Source organism: Flagellimonas oceanensis, assembly GCF_003992595.1.
Lineage (GTDB): Bacteria > Bacteroidota > Bacteroidia > Flavobacteriales > Flavobacteriaceae > Flagellimonas > Flagellimonas oceanensis.
In genome coordinates, this window is record NZ_RZNA01000018.1 from 7,501 (window position 1) to 22,611 (window position 15,111).

13 protein-coding genes (1 of these 13 only partly in view) are annotated in these 15,111 nt (G+C 43.0%); 3 read left to right on the forward strand and 10 right to left on the reverse strand.

Annotation, left to right across the window (positions count from 1 at the left end; translation table 11 throughout):
• Both EO132_RS05325 and EO132_RS05330 read right to left on the reverse strand, forming a co-directional pair.
• Nucleotides 1–721, reverse strand: partial view of an Ig-like domain-containing protein gene (locus EO132_RS05325; RefSeq protein WP_127136936.1) — the start only. Its footprint begins 1,529 nt before the window's first position; 721 of the gene's 2,250 nt are visible here — the first part of the coding sequence; the start codon lies at nt 719–721; its stop codon lies off the left edge, out of view.
• Between the two features lie 101 nt (nt 722–822).
• Nucleotides 823–1,509, reverse strand: coding sequence for a ZIP family metal transporter (locus tag EO132_RS05330; RefSeq protein WP_127136937.1), 687 nt, complete (start codon nt 1,507–1,509; stop codon nt 823–825).
• A 56-nt stretch (nt 1,510–1,565) separates the two neighbouring features.
• On the opposite strand from EO132_RS05330, the gene EO132_RS05335 reads away from it, so the two are divergent.
• Nucleotides 1,566–2,723, forward strand: a complete 1,158-nt coding sequence (locus tag EO132_RS05335) for a THUMP domain-containing class I SAM-dependent RNA methyltransferase (protein ID WP_127136938.1) — start codon at nt 1,566–1,568, stop codon at nt 2,721–2,723.
• A gap of 140 nt (nt 2,724–2,863) precedes the next feature.
• Here the strand turns inward: EO132_RS05335 and EO132_RS05340 are convergent, their stop codons facing one another.
• The 4 genes from EO132_RS05340 to rlmD are packed head-to-tail and all read right to left on the reverse strand — an operon-like array spanning nt 2,864 to nt 5,911.
• The gene (locus EO132_RS05340) at nt 2,864–3,202 is read right to left on the reverse strand and encodes a VOC family protein (protein ID WP_127136939.1); all 339 of its coding nucleotides are present in this window, start codon (nt 3,200–3,202) and stop codon (nt 2,864–2,866) included.
• Between the two features lies 1 nt (nt 3,203).
• Complete coding sequence (locus EO132_RS05345) at nt 3,204–3,956, reverse strand: DUF6048 family protein (protein WP_127136940.1); 753 nt, start codon at nt 3,954–3,956, stop codon at nt 3,204–3,206.
• A complete protein-coding gene (locus EO132_RS05350) occupies nt 3,937–4,467 on the reverse strand; it encodes a DUF6452 family protein (RefSeq protein ID WP_127136941.1) in 531 nt (176 codons plus the stop codon). The genes EO132_RS05345 and EO132_RS05350 overlap by 20 nt, the downstream gene beginning before the upstream one ends.
• A 31-nt stretch (nt 4,468–4,498) precedes the next feature.
• Nucleotides 4,499–5,911, reverse strand: coding sequence for a 23S rRNA (uracil(1939)-C(5))-methyltransferase RlmD (rlmD, locus tag EO132_RS05355; RefSeq protein ID WP_127136942.1), 1,413 nt, complete (start codon nt 5,909–5,911; stop codon nt 4,499–4,501).
• Nucleotides 5,912–6,146: 235 nt separating this feature from the next.
• On the opposite strand from rlmD, the gene rocD reads away from it, so the two are divergent.
• Nucleotides 6,147–7,394: an ornithine--oxo-acid transaminase gene (gene rocD, locus EO132_RS05360; protein ID WP_127136943.1), complete on the forward strand. Its 1,248-nt coding sequence runs from the start codon at nt 6,147–6,149 to the stop codon at nt 7,392–7,394.
• Between the two features lie 2 nt (nt 7,395–7,396).
• Here the strand turns inward: rocD and EO132_RS05365 are convergent, their stop codons facing one another.
• The 3 genes from EO132_RS05365 to EO132_RS05375 all read right to left on the reverse strand — a co-directional run bounded on the left by EO132_RS05365 (nt 7,397) and on the right by EO132_RS05375 (nt 12,387).
• Nucleotides 7,397–8,449, reverse strand: a complete 1,053-nt coding sequence (locus EO132_RS05365) for a S66 peptidase family protein (protein WP_164732279.1) — start codon at nt 8,447–8,449, stop codon at nt 7,397–7,399.
• 60 nt (nt 8,450–8,509) lie between these two features.
• Entirely contained in the window at nt 8,510–9,748 is a 1,239-nt protein-coding gene (locus tag EO132_RS05370) for a carboxypeptidase-like regulatory domain-containing protein (protein WP_235856387.1), read from the reverse strand.
• Nucleotides 9,749–9,939: 191 nt separating this feature from the next.
• A complete protein-coding gene (locus EO132_RS05375; RefSeq protein WP_127136945.1) occupies nt 9,940–12,387 on the reverse strand; it encodes a M14 family metallopeptidase in 2,448 nt (815 codons plus the stop codon).
• Nucleotides 12,388–12,547: 160 nt separating this feature from the next.
• On the opposite strand from EO132_RS05375, the gene bshC reads away from it, so the two are divergent.
• Nucleotides 12,548–14,149: a bacillithiol biosynthesis cysteine-adding enzyme BshC gene (gene bshC / locus EO132_RS05380; protein WP_127136946.1), complete on the forward strand. Its 1,602-nt coding sequence runs from the start codon at nt 12,548–12,550 to the stop codon at nt 14,147–14,149.
• Between the two features lie 212 nt (nt 14,150–14,361).
• On the opposite strand, the gene pgmB is transcribed toward bshC, so the two are convergent.
• Nucleotides 14,362–15,021 carry a beta-phosphoglucomutase gene (pgmB, locus tag EO132_RS05385; protein ID WP_127136947.1) on the reverse strand — a complete coding sequence of 220 codons (660 nt, stop codon included), beginning with the start codon at nt 15,019–15,021 and terminating at the stop codon, nt 14,362–14,364.
• Between the last annotated feature and the right edge of the window lie 90 nt (nt 15,022–15,111).

Here is a 15,111-nt window from a genome sequence, read left to right on the forward strand (position 1 = left end):
CTTCGATGGAATTTAAATCAATCACTGGACCTGTATTATCAGAAATAAAAGAAACATTATATCTTGTCACATTGTTGGCAAGGTCTATGGCTTCAATTGTGAATGTATTTTCACCGTCGGTTAAGTCCAGAGTATTCAGGTTGACCTCGTATACTTCCTCGGTTATTTCTTTTAGCAGCAAATCATTAATATAGGTTTTAATGGAGGTAAGTCCTTCATTATCGCTAACATTAAAGGTAATTGCGTTTGTTTCCCCGCCTATAACCCGTCCATTGGTTAAGGAGACCTCGGTAATTGCAGGCAATTCGTTGTCTATATGGATGATCTCCTCTTTGGAAGTCTCGTTCCCCGAGGTATCCGTGACGGTAACTTTTAAGGTGTAATCTGTAAATTTCCCTGTAAGATTGCTTTTGGATGCGTAATTGGAGACGTCAATGGTAATTTGATAGGGTGCGGTGGTGTCTTCCCCAACTTTTTCATTGTTTATAAAGGCTTCTACTTTTGCTACTCCGCCAGCATCGTTGGCATCAATCTCCACAACTATTTGATTGCTGACAATCGGAGTTTCCGAATTAGACGAACTGGAGCTCCCAAGTATGGAAAAATCCACTACCGGAGCAATTACATCTGGTTCTGGGGTCGGTTCATCGGATTCTGATGAGCAAGAAAATAATACAAATATGGATAATAACCCGACAAAGGTTAGTCTAGTAAGTCTCATTGAGGCATTTAATAATACCTAAATCTAAACTTTTTTATGATTAAATCAGCTTAAAAAGTAAGAAATTTCGTTAAGAGGTATGTGTGGTAAAATGTATTTTTTTAAACCAAATAAGCAATCCCAATCCCTAAAATAATGACAACCAGCTTCCTAAGGTTAAAAGCGTGCCCTTGCGCACTTTCAAACAGAATAACGGTGGATATATGGAAGAACACCCCAATGGCCAATGCAGTGAGGAGATGTCCATAATTTTCCATCCATGGCGATGTGGAGATATAGCTGCCCAAGGGCGTCATCAACGAAAAGGCGGCGATGAACAAGAGGGTAGTGGACAGCTTCATTTTTGAATTGATCAAAAAGATGCTCAAAATGATGGCTATCGGTATCTTGTGGATAATGATTCCGTAGAGGATGGAATCGTTGTCGTGTATCGGAACCCCTTCAACCAATGCGTGTATGGAAAGACTCAGAAACAACAAAGTTGGAAATTTGTTTTCCTTCAAATGAACGTGCACGTGTCCATGTTCCGCTCCCTTGGAGAAAAATTCCAAGAATACCTGCAATAAAATACCCCCCAAAATATAAAGGGCGATTATTTTTGGATCATGGTCGTTATATACATCGGGCAATAGCTCAAAAAAGGTCAATGACAATAAAAATGCCCCGCTAAAGGCGAGCAGCAGCTTGATGTTATCGTTGTTTTTGGGCTTGGTAAACCATACAAATGCAAACCCGGCCCAAACGGCCAAAATAGGGATAATATAGATGATGGCGGAAGGAAAATCCATAGTGGGAATTAAAGGAGCAAAAATAGTCTATTTTTGCCGAAAGAAATTACAAGAACATGGCAGGAAATTTCAAGATGATGGCCAAGACCCTATACGGATTTGAGCCGATTTTGGCGAAAGAGCTTCGTAATTTGGGTGCAGGGCATGTGGAAGAAGGAGTGCGAAATGTTACTTTTGAAGGGGATACAGGCTTTCTCTACAAAGCCAATCTTTGCCTTAGGACCGCTTTGAAGGTGTTCAAGCCGATAAAAACTTTCAGGGTTTTTAACGAGAAGGACCTGTACAGGCATATTTATGATCTGGACTGGCCCGATATTTTTGATGTGGAGAAAACCTTTGCCATTGACAGTATTTCCAATACACAGGTTTTTGACAATTCCATGTTTGTCTCACTAAAGGCCAAGGACGCTATTGTGGACAAGTTCAGGGCAGTGGTCCGTGACCGTCCCAATGTGCAGACCCAAGATCCCGATATTCGAATCAATATCCACATTTATAAAAACACCTGTACGGTCTCTTTGGATAGTTCGGGAAACTCACTTCATCAAAGGGGATACCGTATTTTGACCAACATTGCACCGATTAACGAAGTGTTGGCGGCCGGTTTACTGCTTAAAAGTGGCTGGGACGGGGAAACTGATTTTTTTGATCCCATGTGCGGAAGTGGAACCTTTTTGATAGAGGCGGCCATGATTGCCTGCAACATCCCGGTAAACATCAATAGGGAGTCGTATGCATTTATGCATTGGAACGATTATGATGCCGAACTGCACGATAAAATTGTGGATGCCAGCCTAAAAAAGGTCAGGGAGTTCCATCATAAGATCATTGGGTATGACAAGGCCCCATCTGCAGTTAGAAAAGCTCAAGAGAACGTGGAACATGCCAATCTATCGGATTATATCACGGTCGAGCGTAAGGACTTTTTCAGGGCGGATAAGCCTGTTGAAGGCAAGCTGCATATGTTGTTCAATCCACCCTATGGGGAGCGATTGCCCATCGATATGGAAATCTTCTACGGTAAAATCGGGGACACTTTCAAAAAAGTATATCCCGGAACGGATGCGTGGTTGATAACCTCCAATTTGGAGGCGCTCAAACATATAGGTTTAAAGACATCCAAAAGGATAAAAACCTTCAATGGGAAGTTGGAAGCCCGGTTGGTAAAGTATGAAATTTATGAAGGCAGTAAAAAATCAAAGCATCAATTGTAAAAATGATAATCTTTGGGAAAAGTGTGAAACATTTTAGACAAAAATTGGGATAACTACTGGAAATGTTTAGATTTGGTCGTGTTTTAAACACAACTAACTAACTCAACCAAATTTGTGAAAGGAGTCCTTTGTGGCTCCTTTTATTTTTCCGACCAAATGGCGAGTTCGTTTCCTGATGGGTCTGTAAAGTGAAACCGTTTACCCCCTGGGAACTCAAAAATTTCCTTGGTAATGGTACCTCCAGCGGTTATTACCTTTTCCCTTATTTCGATAAGATCATTGTGATACAGCACAATGAGGACTCCATTGACAATGGCTTCGGATGTCAGTTCAAAACCTCCAGCTACACCAATTTCGGAAAATGAGGTGTAGGCCGGGCCATAATCCGTAAAATCCCAACCAAAAGTGTTGGAATAAAAATCCTTGGTCTTTTCAAGGTCCGTGGATTTGAATTCGATATAGTCGATGGGTGCTTTCATCTTACTGGCTTTCTTCTTTACTTTTCTTTGCCTTTTTATACAGTGGGATGAAGTAGCTGATGGAGTAGTTGTAGTTCACACCAAAATTACTGCCATCCGTTACTTTGTTGAACCCGGGAATCCAAAGGTTGGGGAATTGCTCATCCTCGGTATTGGTAACCAAAAAGCCCAATCGGGCACTCATGCCCACAAAAATATTGGCGAACAGTTCCACTTTGGCGCCTACGACAAATTCCAACCAAGAAGCGGATAGTCCACTAAACTCCCTGTTGGGGTTTTCCCCGGGCAAGAACTCCGGATTAAAGAACTGATTTGACTCATAAAGGCTATAGTTGTTCAAGTCTTGGCTAAAGCTTGCAAATGCATAACGACCTCCTATGGTAATGGCATTGTTCATCCCGTACCAATTGGTGTAGGTGTTAATGTCCACACCTGCCTTGATGTAGCTACCAGAAGTTTCGTAATCGTACAAAAGGGTGTTGTTCAGGCTTTCGCCCTGTTTTTTGGTTTCATTCCCTATCTCGGCGGCCAGGTACAATTTGCGTGTTAATCTATAGTCGCCAACCAGTTCCAAGCCGGTGTAATCCTCATCTGCAAACGAAAGTATCAATTTACTGATGTCCGCACCCACACGAAGACCATAGGGGTCTTTGTACGTAACAGTATCCTTCTGTGAAAGATCAATGGGTTCGCTTTGCCCTTGCACCAAAATGGGTAGCAGGACAATACAAATACTAATGATATATTTTGACATGGATGCTATCTGTGTTTACTATATTGGGTTGGACAACCTTGATATCTTGAATCCAGTTTTCCGCACTTTCCGTAACGCTAACGGATATATTGTTGTAATTGGTCACAAAGCCACATGCCCTTGAGATAAAAGCCTCTTCCAGCTCATAAGAAATGGTCAGGGTGTCAATGTTGCCGGTTTCCAGATCGGTTTCATCATCATCCGCCGAATTTGAAATAATCTGGTACATGGTGGTAACGGCATTGCTTCGTAGGGGGACCAGAACAGAATCGGCAATATTGGACCTATCACTAAACGCACCATCATAAGAATCGCTGGATATGATGCTATCTATGTCAATATTTCTGATTCTAATATTTTCAACCCTTTTGAAGGCCGTAGTGTCCTCCACATTATAAAAACCAACAATCAATAGCGGCGTATCGCCATCAATACAAATATCATCCTTCTCACAGGATGACACATAAAAAAGCAGTGAGGCGATAAGTAGAATGGGGATTATTTTCTTCATTGCAATTACCCAGGGTTTTTAATTTGAAAAACTATACCCGTTTTTCCAAAAGTACAACATTTTCAACGTGGTGCGTCTGCGGAAACATATCCACGGGTTGCACCTTGGTAACTTGGTATTGCTCGTCCATAAGAGCCAGATCACGTGCTTGGGTTGCGCTGTTGCAGCTCACGTACACGATTTTTGGCGGAGCTACCTGCAACAATTGCTCAACCACCTGTTTGTGCATTCCGTCGCGAGGAGGGTCGGTTATGATCACATCGGGCTGACCGTGCGTAGCAATAAAATCATCGTTGAACACATTTTTCATATCGCCCACATAAAAGTCGACATTGGGGATATTGTTGTGTGAGGCATTGGCTTTGGCATCTTCAATGGCTTCGGGCACCGATTCCACTCCAATTACTTTTTTGGCATTTTTGGCCACAAATTGTGCTATGGTCCCCGTTCCCGTGTACAAGTCGTACACCAGTTCATCCCCGGTCAGTCCGGCAAAGTTTCTGGCCACTTTGTAGAGTTCGTATGCCTGTGCCGAATTGGTCTGGTAAAAGGATTTGGCGTTGATTTTGAACTGCAGTCCCTCCATTTCCTCAAAAATATGGTCCCGTCCTGCGAAGCAAATCACTTCTTGGTCGTAAATCGTATCGTTTCCTTTGGAATTGATGACATAGAGCAGGGAAGTTATCTCGGGGAATTTTTCCTTTAGGTGGTTGAGCAATAATTCCCGGTTTCCTTTTTCATCCTCAAAGAACTGGATGAGCACCATGATTTCCCCTGTTGATGATGTGCGAATCATCAAGGTGCGCAGAAGTCCTTCCTGACGTCTTGGATTGAAAAAACTAATACCATTTTCGTTGGCAAAATTCTTGGTCTCCAAACGTATGGCATTGGAAGGGTCTTCTTGCAGATGACATTTTTTGATGTCCAATATTTTGTCCCACATGCCAGGAATATGGAAACCCAATGCATTTCTATCCTCAATTTCCTCATCCGAATTGATTTCTTCCTGTGTCAGCCATCGGCTATCTGAAAAGGAGAACTCCATTTTGTTCCTATAGAAATACTGCACATTGGATCCAAGGATTGGAGTTGTCTCTGGTAATTCGAGATTCCCTATGCGTTTGAGGTTGTTCTCTACCTCCTTTTGTTTGAAGTAGAGTTGGTGTTCATAGCCCATATGTTGCCATTTACAGCCTCCGCAAGTGCCAAAGTGCTGGCAAACGGGTTCGGTTCTTCTATCTGAAAGGGTATGGAATTTGGTGGCTACACCTTCAAAATAGGCTTTTCGTTTCTTGGTGGTCATGACATCCACAACATCGCCGGGCACGGCATTGGTCAGGAAAATGACCCGTCCGTCAGGAGCTTTGCCCACGGATTTTCCTTTGGCTCCAGCATCGACTACTTCTACGTTTTCAAACGTTTTTCTCCTTCTGTTTTTACGCATGCCGCAAAAGTAAGTTCTTTTTGGTATTTCACAGAACGGAGCTTCTTAAATTGCATGTAAACTTTAACTGAACACTGTTGGAATCGTCTTTGGAAAAATTACGTTTTCATCATTTAATTTGTAATTTGCGGGCACTCCAAGGGATGATTTCTCTCCCACGCTGCTTTTTCGAGACTTCGAAAGAATAAAGGTACAGTAGGAATGGTTATTTTATCAATTTTAATCATTTAATGAAATGGCTGTTTTAGAGCATTTAACGTCGCAGCAAGCGATAGATTTGGAAAACAAGTACGGAGCACACAACTATCACCCACTCCCCGTGGTTTTGAGCAAGGGCGAAGGTGTGTATGTGTGGGACGTGGAAGGAAAGAAATATTATGACTTTCTCTCCGCATATTCTGCGGTAAACCAAGGACACTGTCACCCAAAAATTGTTGGGGCCATGATGGAGCAGGCAAAAACATTGACTTTGACTTCCCGCGCTTTTTACAATGATATGTTGGGTAAGTATGAGAAATATGCCACCGAAACCTTTGGTTTTGATAAGTTGCTGCCCATGAACACGGGAGCAGAAGCTGTAGAAACTGCATTGAAGGTTTGTAGAAGATGGGCCTATCAGAAAAAAGGCATTCCAGAAAACCAAGCCAAAGTGATCGTATGTGAAAACAACTTTCACGGAAGGACCACCACCATTATTTCTTTCTCCAATGATGAAGTGGCAAGGGAAAACTATGGACCGTACACCGAGGGATTCGTAAAAATCGAGTATGATAATCTGACAGCGTTGGAGAATGCACTTAAAAGCAATCCTCACGTAGCAGGTTTCTTAGTGGAACCCATTCAAGGAGAAGCTGGGGTTTATGTGCCCTCTGAAGGATATTTGAAAGAAGCAAAGTCCCTTTGCGAAAAATACGATGTGCTTTTCATTGCTGATGAAGTGCAAACCGGTATTGCCAGGACAGGTAAGATGCTGGCCGTAGATCATGAAGACGTAAAACCAGATATCTTGATTTTGGGCAAGGCCCTTTCAGGAGGCGTATACCCTGTTTCAGGAGTATTGGCCAATGATGATATCATGGAAGTAATTACCCCAGGCAGTCATGGAAGTACCTTTGGAGGGAATCCTGTTGCCGCAGCGGTAAGTACCGCAGCCCTCGAGGTTATCAAGGAAGAAAATTTGGCACAGAACGCTCAGGAATTGGGCGAGCTTTTCCGAGAGGAACTCAATAAGTTCATTCCTACTTGCGACTTGGTTGTGAAAGTTAGGGGCAAGGGATTGTTGAATGCCATTGTCATCAATGATACTGAAGAGAGTTCCACAGCTTGGGATATTTGTATGGCCCTGAAGGAAAACGGTCTCTTGGCCAAGCCAACGCACGGCAACATCATCCGTTTTGCACCGCCGTTGGTCATGAACCACGAGCAATTGATGGATTGTGTGTCCATCATCATCAAAACGCTTGACGAATTCAAGAAAGGATAATACTAGCAAACAGCAGCTTCCAATAAGCGAAGCTGCTTTTTATAAGCATTGAAACTTGCTTCAATACCAATGGGAAGGGTTGAGTTTTGGGGTATATGCCCAAAGCTCATCCCATAAACGGCAGGTATGTTCAAGGGAGCTATTCTGTCCATGATCACTTCCCTGAGAGTAAAGTTGTCGGTGGTCCGTTTGCGGTCACAACCTTTGCAGACACCAAAAATTATCCCTTTGGCCTTCAAAAAACTATCGACCTCTGAGAGTTGTGTGAGCATGCGGTCTATGCGATATGGGGCCTCTTCCACATCTTCCAAAAAAACAAGTTTATCGGTAAAGTCGATTTCGTAAGGGGTTCCGATCATGGCGGTGACCAGCGTGAGGCTTCCGCCTACAAGTTCGCCTTGTCCAACACCGGGGGTAATGGTATACCGGTAGTATTCGCTGTTTCTGTATTGTTTAGGGTCTTTTAATATGGCATTTTTGATGGGAAGCACCTCCTGGGGTTCCATCAATACTTTTTTAAAGTATGCCTGGCTGTATTCATCGTCGATGGTACTGCCCACTGGACCGTGAAAACAAACAAGACCTGTTTTTTTGTAAATGCTGTTGATCAACGCGGTGATATCACTAAAGCCAATCAAGGCCTTGGGATTGTTTTCAATGAGTTCATAATCCAATAGGTCGAGGATACGGGTACAGCCGTAACCGCCCCGGGCACAGAGTATGGCATCGATATCGGGATTGGCGAACATTTCGTTCACATCCTTCGCGCGTTCTTCATCGGTATTGCTGAAATAGCCATAGTTGCCTTTGATGCGATCGGTATGATAGGTCTTGAAGCCCATCTTTCCCAATGCTTCCAAGGCCAAATAGAGTTTTTCGGGTTTTATGGCGAACCCAGGAGCAACCAAACCAATGGTGTCGCCCGGTTTTAATTTGTTGGGCTTTATTTTAGGTTTTGGGGAGGAAATAGGTTCGTTTCCCCAACTTGTTTGATGAAAAAGGGTTGCGGCACCAAGAGCTGTTGCCGATTTTAAAAAACTTCTTCTTTTGGACATTTGAATTGGATTATGCAACGCAAGGGTAAAAATGCACAAAATTTAGAAGAAAAGCACGAACTAATCACTGTTTCTTTCAGCTCTTCGCAGTTGTCTTTGGATTTTCCTAATAGCTGATTCAATGGACTTTTCGGGTTCTATGATATTATATTCACCCCAAAAGTCAGGATCGGAGAATCCCGAAGCTTCGTCACTCAGGATAATCGATTTTCTGATTCTTTGTCGATATTTGGGTCTTTCGGTTTTACTGACACTTTCCCAATCCGTGATGGCCATTTCAGCGGTCATACTGTATTGCGAATTGAACCATTTGTCTTCCCAATCCACTTTGAACTCCATGAATACGCTACTGTAACCGTAGTACCATTTTCCGTCTTTTTCCCTGTAATCGACACGGTAAGATACCTCTGTGGGCCATACATCAACCTTGGCGGGTTTTCTTCGTACAAAAAGATCGGCGGCTAGGTCCTCGTCGGTAATGTTCAGGGAGAAAATGGCCCCGGTCAGGACCTTGTTTTCCACATCGATGTACAATTCACCGCTATAGAGGGGTTCCAGCACATTTTCGCGCTGATCGAATCTTATGACATAGATCAATCGGTCGTTGGTGGTTGTGGAACGGTCAAAAGCAAATTTGTAGTTGGGCAATGTCTCTTCTGAAAATATATATTCAGGGTACTTCATCAAATCCACATATAGCGTGTTGTATGGTCCACCTTGTAGTTTTAGGGCAACTGTGTCCAATTTGCTGTAATCGGTGCTTTTCCTTGCTTTATAGAGTTCAACTGCATCATCCCGACCGATATCATAAGGGGTTTTGTATATGTTGACCACGGCTTCGGCCAATGAGACGTTCCTTCTTCTTCTTTTTATGGTTTCCCTGTAAAAAGCCGTCATCAGGGAGGGGTCCTTAAAATAGTTGTCATCCCTGTTCTTCAGGGTTTCGCGTACCAAAGCCAATGCATCTTTGGGGGCATTGATATTGATTTCAGAGAGTTGGGTCACGGAGACTTCCAGCGAAATCTCATTTTTTTCGGGTTGAAGGCTGGAAATCGGAACCATTTTGGTTTTGTAGCCCAAAAAAGACACCACAACATTCTTATCGGTAAGGTCCTTGGGCACTTTCAAAAGAAAGTTGCCTTCAGTGTTGGTAATGGTACTGATATTGGTGCCTTCTACGGTAAGAGTGGCAAACACCAAGGACTTATTGCTGGACGCTTCTTTTACCTCCCCGCTGTATTCATTGTAATCAGCTGATGCATTTTGCTGAAATGCCATGGTCTCCAAGGGGAGCATCATGACAAAAATAGATATTGCCAAAAACTGTAAGACGTTAAATTTTGGCTTTAAAAAAAATGATGGGGTTATCTGTGGCATATCCGCAATTTTTCCTTGTTACTTTTACTAAATGTACGAAAAAATGAAGATATGTTTCAATATCCTTTTTGTTAAAAAAAGCAATCAATTCCCTTAAAATCAGCTAAAAAAACTTAATCCACCATAAAAAGGGCATTGGCAAAGAACAATTTCCCATTTTCCCAAAACCCTCGGAACAAGGGATTGTCCACCATATAGATCACTTGACCACGCCCATGGTTTTCGACTCCGAACACCAAGGATTCGGCAATTCTTTTTTGTGCCTCGGTTCCTGCAAAGCCAGAAAAAGGCTCGGTATTTTGTTCCAGGTATACGGCGTTTCCATTATCGAGATAGTCATAGGCACTGCTGCCCAGTTTCAAAGAGAAATAATCGGAACCATAACCATAGGCCAATGGATTGGAGTTGTCCACTTTTGTTTTGAAAATGGCACCCGTGATAGCACCTTTTATACGTTCCCGTTCCCAATCTTTATAGGGTTGTGGGGTGTTCTCGCTGGAATCCTTAGCCTGCTTCTTTTTTACGATGCCAAATCCTTTTTCTCCATCAAGAGCATCTATGGAGCCTCCCATGGCTATGATTTTTCCGCCCTGTCTTACCCAATCTTTCAGTTTGGATAGTTGGTCTTCATTGAAATGATTGCCATATCGTCCATCGGGCAGGACCAAAATGTTATACTCATCTAGGTCCACCCTAGCGGCGTAGTCATCATCCAACACGGTAAGCGGATAGTGCAATTGTTGTTCGAAAAAATGCCAAATTTCCCCAAATCTTAGGGTAGAGGTAGGTCCGCCGGAGAGAACTGCGACTTTGGGTTTTGTGATCATTTGAATGGATGAAGAACCAAAATCCTTCCCCGAATCCACAAAGCCTGTGCTTGTTGGTGTAATTTCTTTATTGAACTTAGTGACTATGGTCTGTAAGATCTGGATAAAGTCCCCTTTGTTTTCGTTGTCCCCTTTGGTAATGATCAATGTGCCTCGATCAAAGGGTTTTCCCTCTATTCTGAAAGGATGGTCGGCTTTACGTACACGAATGCCTTTTTTTAGGAGTGCTGCCAAAAAGCGAGCATCATCCATGCTGTTCCAGTCGGTCAAGAAAGCATAGCTTCCACTACTAATGGTGGGGGAGGTCGATGTTTCTTGTACATTCTGAGCGGAAACCGAGGAAGTGGAGGCCACAGCATCCAGCCCGTAGGCATAGGGTAAGGACCATGCCGTGATATCGTACGTCAACGAATCCGTAAGTTTTGTGCTGGGTTCAAACAATACCTTTACCAAGGTTCCCTTGGGTTGGTCGGTGGAAACCACCATACCATTTTTGTCGATGGAAAGGCTGCCAATATTTCCAGAACTGTAGCTATGTCCTCTGTATGAACCGCTTGATAAATCCCCGTACTCAATGTTGTGCTTTTCCAGTAGTGACTTTAGGGCATCCAACTTGTCCTTGCTTCCTTTAAGCACATAACTTTTATATTTAAAATCCTTGTTTTGGTGATACTTCCTGAACTCCTCGTTCAATTTGGCTGCGTTTTGAGAGGATACCTCTACCGTGGAGAGGCCTGTTGTAAAGTGGTGTGCGATTCTATCCTTTAAGGTAAGGGTATCCCCAATGGCAGTGATCACTCCAAGACCAGCTCTTCCACTACCTCCCTGTTCGTAGGTCATTCCTATGGAACCATTGTAAATAGGGTAGGTGTCGCCATAACTTGGGTACAATAGGTCGAAAACCTCTTTAGTGAAATAGAACCAACCATTGGCATCAAAATATTTGGCGTGGTTCCTGCCCAAGGTCACTTGAAAATCACGTTGGAAATCAGTGATCACTTCGTGATAGGGCTCTGCTGCTGGGGCAAAATAATAGGGGTTGTTCACACCTTGTTCGTGGAAATCCACATGAACATGGGGTAACCATTGATTGTACATTTTTAGACGTTGTTGGCTTTCAACCTGTGTAAGCCAGGCCCAGTCACGGTTCAAATCGAACATATAGTGGTTACTTCGTCCATTCCACCAGCCTTCGTGATGCTCCTTGCTGTTCGGGTCCACTTGGTAGGGTGTGTTCTTGTATTGGTTGTACCAGTTGCTATATCTGTCACGCCCGTCGGGATTGATGCAGGGGTCCATGATCACAACGGTGTTTTCCAGGTAAGAACTTTTTTTGGTCAACAACTCATAGATGGTTTTCATGGATGCTTCGGTACTTACACTTTCGTTCCCATGCACGTTATAGCTCAACCACACAATTGCTTTGGAGGAATTTCCCGCCCCCTCTGTATTCTTTAAATGTTCCTGTCTGATGGTTTCCAGATCGGCTAAATTCTCAGCGGAGGATACGTAGGCCAGAATCAACGGCCGTCGTTCGTTCGTTTGGCCATAAACCGTTAGTTGCACCCTGTCCGGGGCGGATTCAGCCAAATATTCGTAGTAATCCACCACTTCATGATGACGGGTAAACTGTGTTCCGAGCTCGTACCCCAAAAACTCCGAAGGGGACTTTAACTGTTGTGCGGATACGGAAATGGATACTAAAAGAACGAGGGAAAATAAAAATTTGGTCATGCTAGGGTTAATTGATCCTACCAAATCTACTAATAAATTGAAGCAGAAACCTAATTTTATCGAGGTGTGGACCACGAAAACCACACAAAATTCAATTAACGTATTTTTAGGATGAGAAAAAAAGAAGAGACTTATCTTTGAACACCTCATTACAGTTTGAATGGAAGTAGAATGTATACCCTTTAAGGAGACCGGTTATTTTTCCCAATTAATTTGTGATTATTTAGAACAGAAAAAAGAGTTGTCCCCCTTTTTTAATAGATACCCTTTGCCATCGAATTTTGGTGATCAGATCAAAGAGAAAGCTGCTAATTATCCAAAGGGGCACAGAGCAGTACTGGTAAACTCACTAAAGCATCAATATAAAGGGTTTGAGGTTTCCAAGGCTACCCAAAAAAATATCGATGCCCTTGCAAAGGACACATCCTTCACGGTGGTAACAGGGCATCAGTTGAACTTGTTCACGGGACCGCTGTACTTCCTTTATAAAATTGTTTCCACCATCAATCTGGCCAAAAAACTCAACAAGGAACATCCCGAAAACCATGTGGTGCCCATATATTGGATGGCTACGGAAGATCATGATTTCGATGAGATCAATTACTTCAATCTACACGGAAAAAAAGTGCTCTGGAACAAAAGGGCATCCGGTGCCGTGGGTAGGTTATCCACTGAGGGATTGGATGAGGTATACGAAATATTTGCCTCCGAGCTTGGCAATTTGGGGTTGACGGATAGATTAAAGGATTTTTTCAGAAAAGCATATCTGGAGCATGACACTTTAACGGACGCGACCCGCTACCTTGCCAATGCACTGTTCGGGGAAGAAGGATTGGTCATAGTGGACGGTGATGACAAGGAACTCAAGAAATTATTGATCCCCTATGCCAAAACGGATATTCTTGATCATACGCCGCATGAAAAAATATCGGAGACCATGGATGCTTTGGGTCAGGTGTCCTCAGATTATACGATTCAGGTCAACCCAAGGGAAATCAATTATTTCTATTTGAAGGATGGTATCCGGGAGCGAATCATCCTGAAAAAAGGAAAATACCATGTGATCAATACCCATATCGATTTTTCCAAGGAAGAACTGCTACAAGAACTGGAAACCTATCCCCAACGGTTTTCACCCAATGTGGCGGCCCGTCCCTTGTACCAAGAAGTGATTTTGCCCAACTTGTGCTACATCGGCGGAGGTGGAGAATTGGCTTACTGGTTGGAGCTCAAATCCTATTTTGATGAGGTTGGAGTCGCCTTCCCCATGCTGATGCTGCGTAATTCAGCTTTGCTGATCACTGAAAAGCAATCTGAAAAGGTCGAGAAGATGGGATTGACGGTTTCCCATCTATTTATGAAACAGCATTCGCTCATCAACAAGAAAATACGGGACATTTCCAATATCGATATTGATTTTTCGCCCCAGAAAAAATTATTGGAAGAGCAATTTAAACACATGTACGAACTGGCCGAAAAAACGGATAAAAGTTTTTTGGGGGCGGTAAAGGCGCAGGAGGTGAAACAGAAAAAAGGACTGGACCATCTAGAAAAACGGTTGCTAAGGGCACAAAAACGTAAGCTAAAGGACCATGTGGTGCGTTTGACCGATCTTCAAAATGAGTTGTTTCCCAATCAATCACTTCAAGAACGACAAATGAATTTTTCGGAAATCTATCTGGAAATGGGGGAGGACTTGATTCCCTTATTGTTGAAAACGTTAGATCCCTTTTCCAAGGACTTCATTGTTTTAAAGCACTAATAGAACAGGGTTCCCTTGAGCCAATCTAAATTTTTCAAAAAAACTTTAAAACCTAGGTAGGGTATTTACAAGTTAGGTTGTTCCATAGGTGTAAATAGCTATGAAAATTTAAATTTTGAGTTGGTTAACTCATATGTTTAGGTTGGTTTTGATTTTATTGAAAAGCCTCGGAGTGGTTCCCGGGGCTTTTGTTTTTTAGGCTCGAAATAAGCTTAGAACAAATCCTTGAAATGTGATTTCACTTCAAACAATGTCGCTTCTTTCATGGTGTTGAACCTAATGTCCGCATGGCCAACCCGTTCTTCGGGACCAATGCCCACACTGTGGAACTTTCCAGCTTTGGCGGCATCAATTCCTTTTTCGGCATCTTCAAAAACAATACAGTTTTCCGGGGGTAATCCCATTTTTTCAGAGGCATAGAGAAAAATATCGGGAGCGGGCTTACTCTTGGAAACACTGTTGCCATCCCCGATAACATCAAAAAAATGGGTGGCATTGAGCTGCTTTAAAACCTTTTGGGCATTTTTACTGGCACTTCCCAAGGCCACGCGAAACCCTTCCGACCTTAAATGGGTCAAAAGTTCCCTGGCACCGGGCAAATAATCTTCAGGGGTCATGTCGTCCAAGCTCTCAACGTAGATGTCGTTCTTTTTGGTGGCCAGGTCAACTACCGTGTCTTCATCCAAGGACACCCCGTTATGATCCATGATCACTTTTATGGAGTCCATTCTTGAAATCCCTCTCAGTTTCTCATTAAGGTCACGGTCAAAGTCCCAGTCCATATCCTCGGACAGTTTTTTCCAAGCTGCATAGTGAAGTTCGGCGGTATCCGTGATCACGCCATCCAAATCAAAAATAAAACCCTTAATCATGGTTGATACGATTTAAAAGGCAAAGAAATAATGAAATCTATTAAGAAAAAAATTAGATAAGGGTGCCTGGTTTTCCAAAGAAAGTGTAAG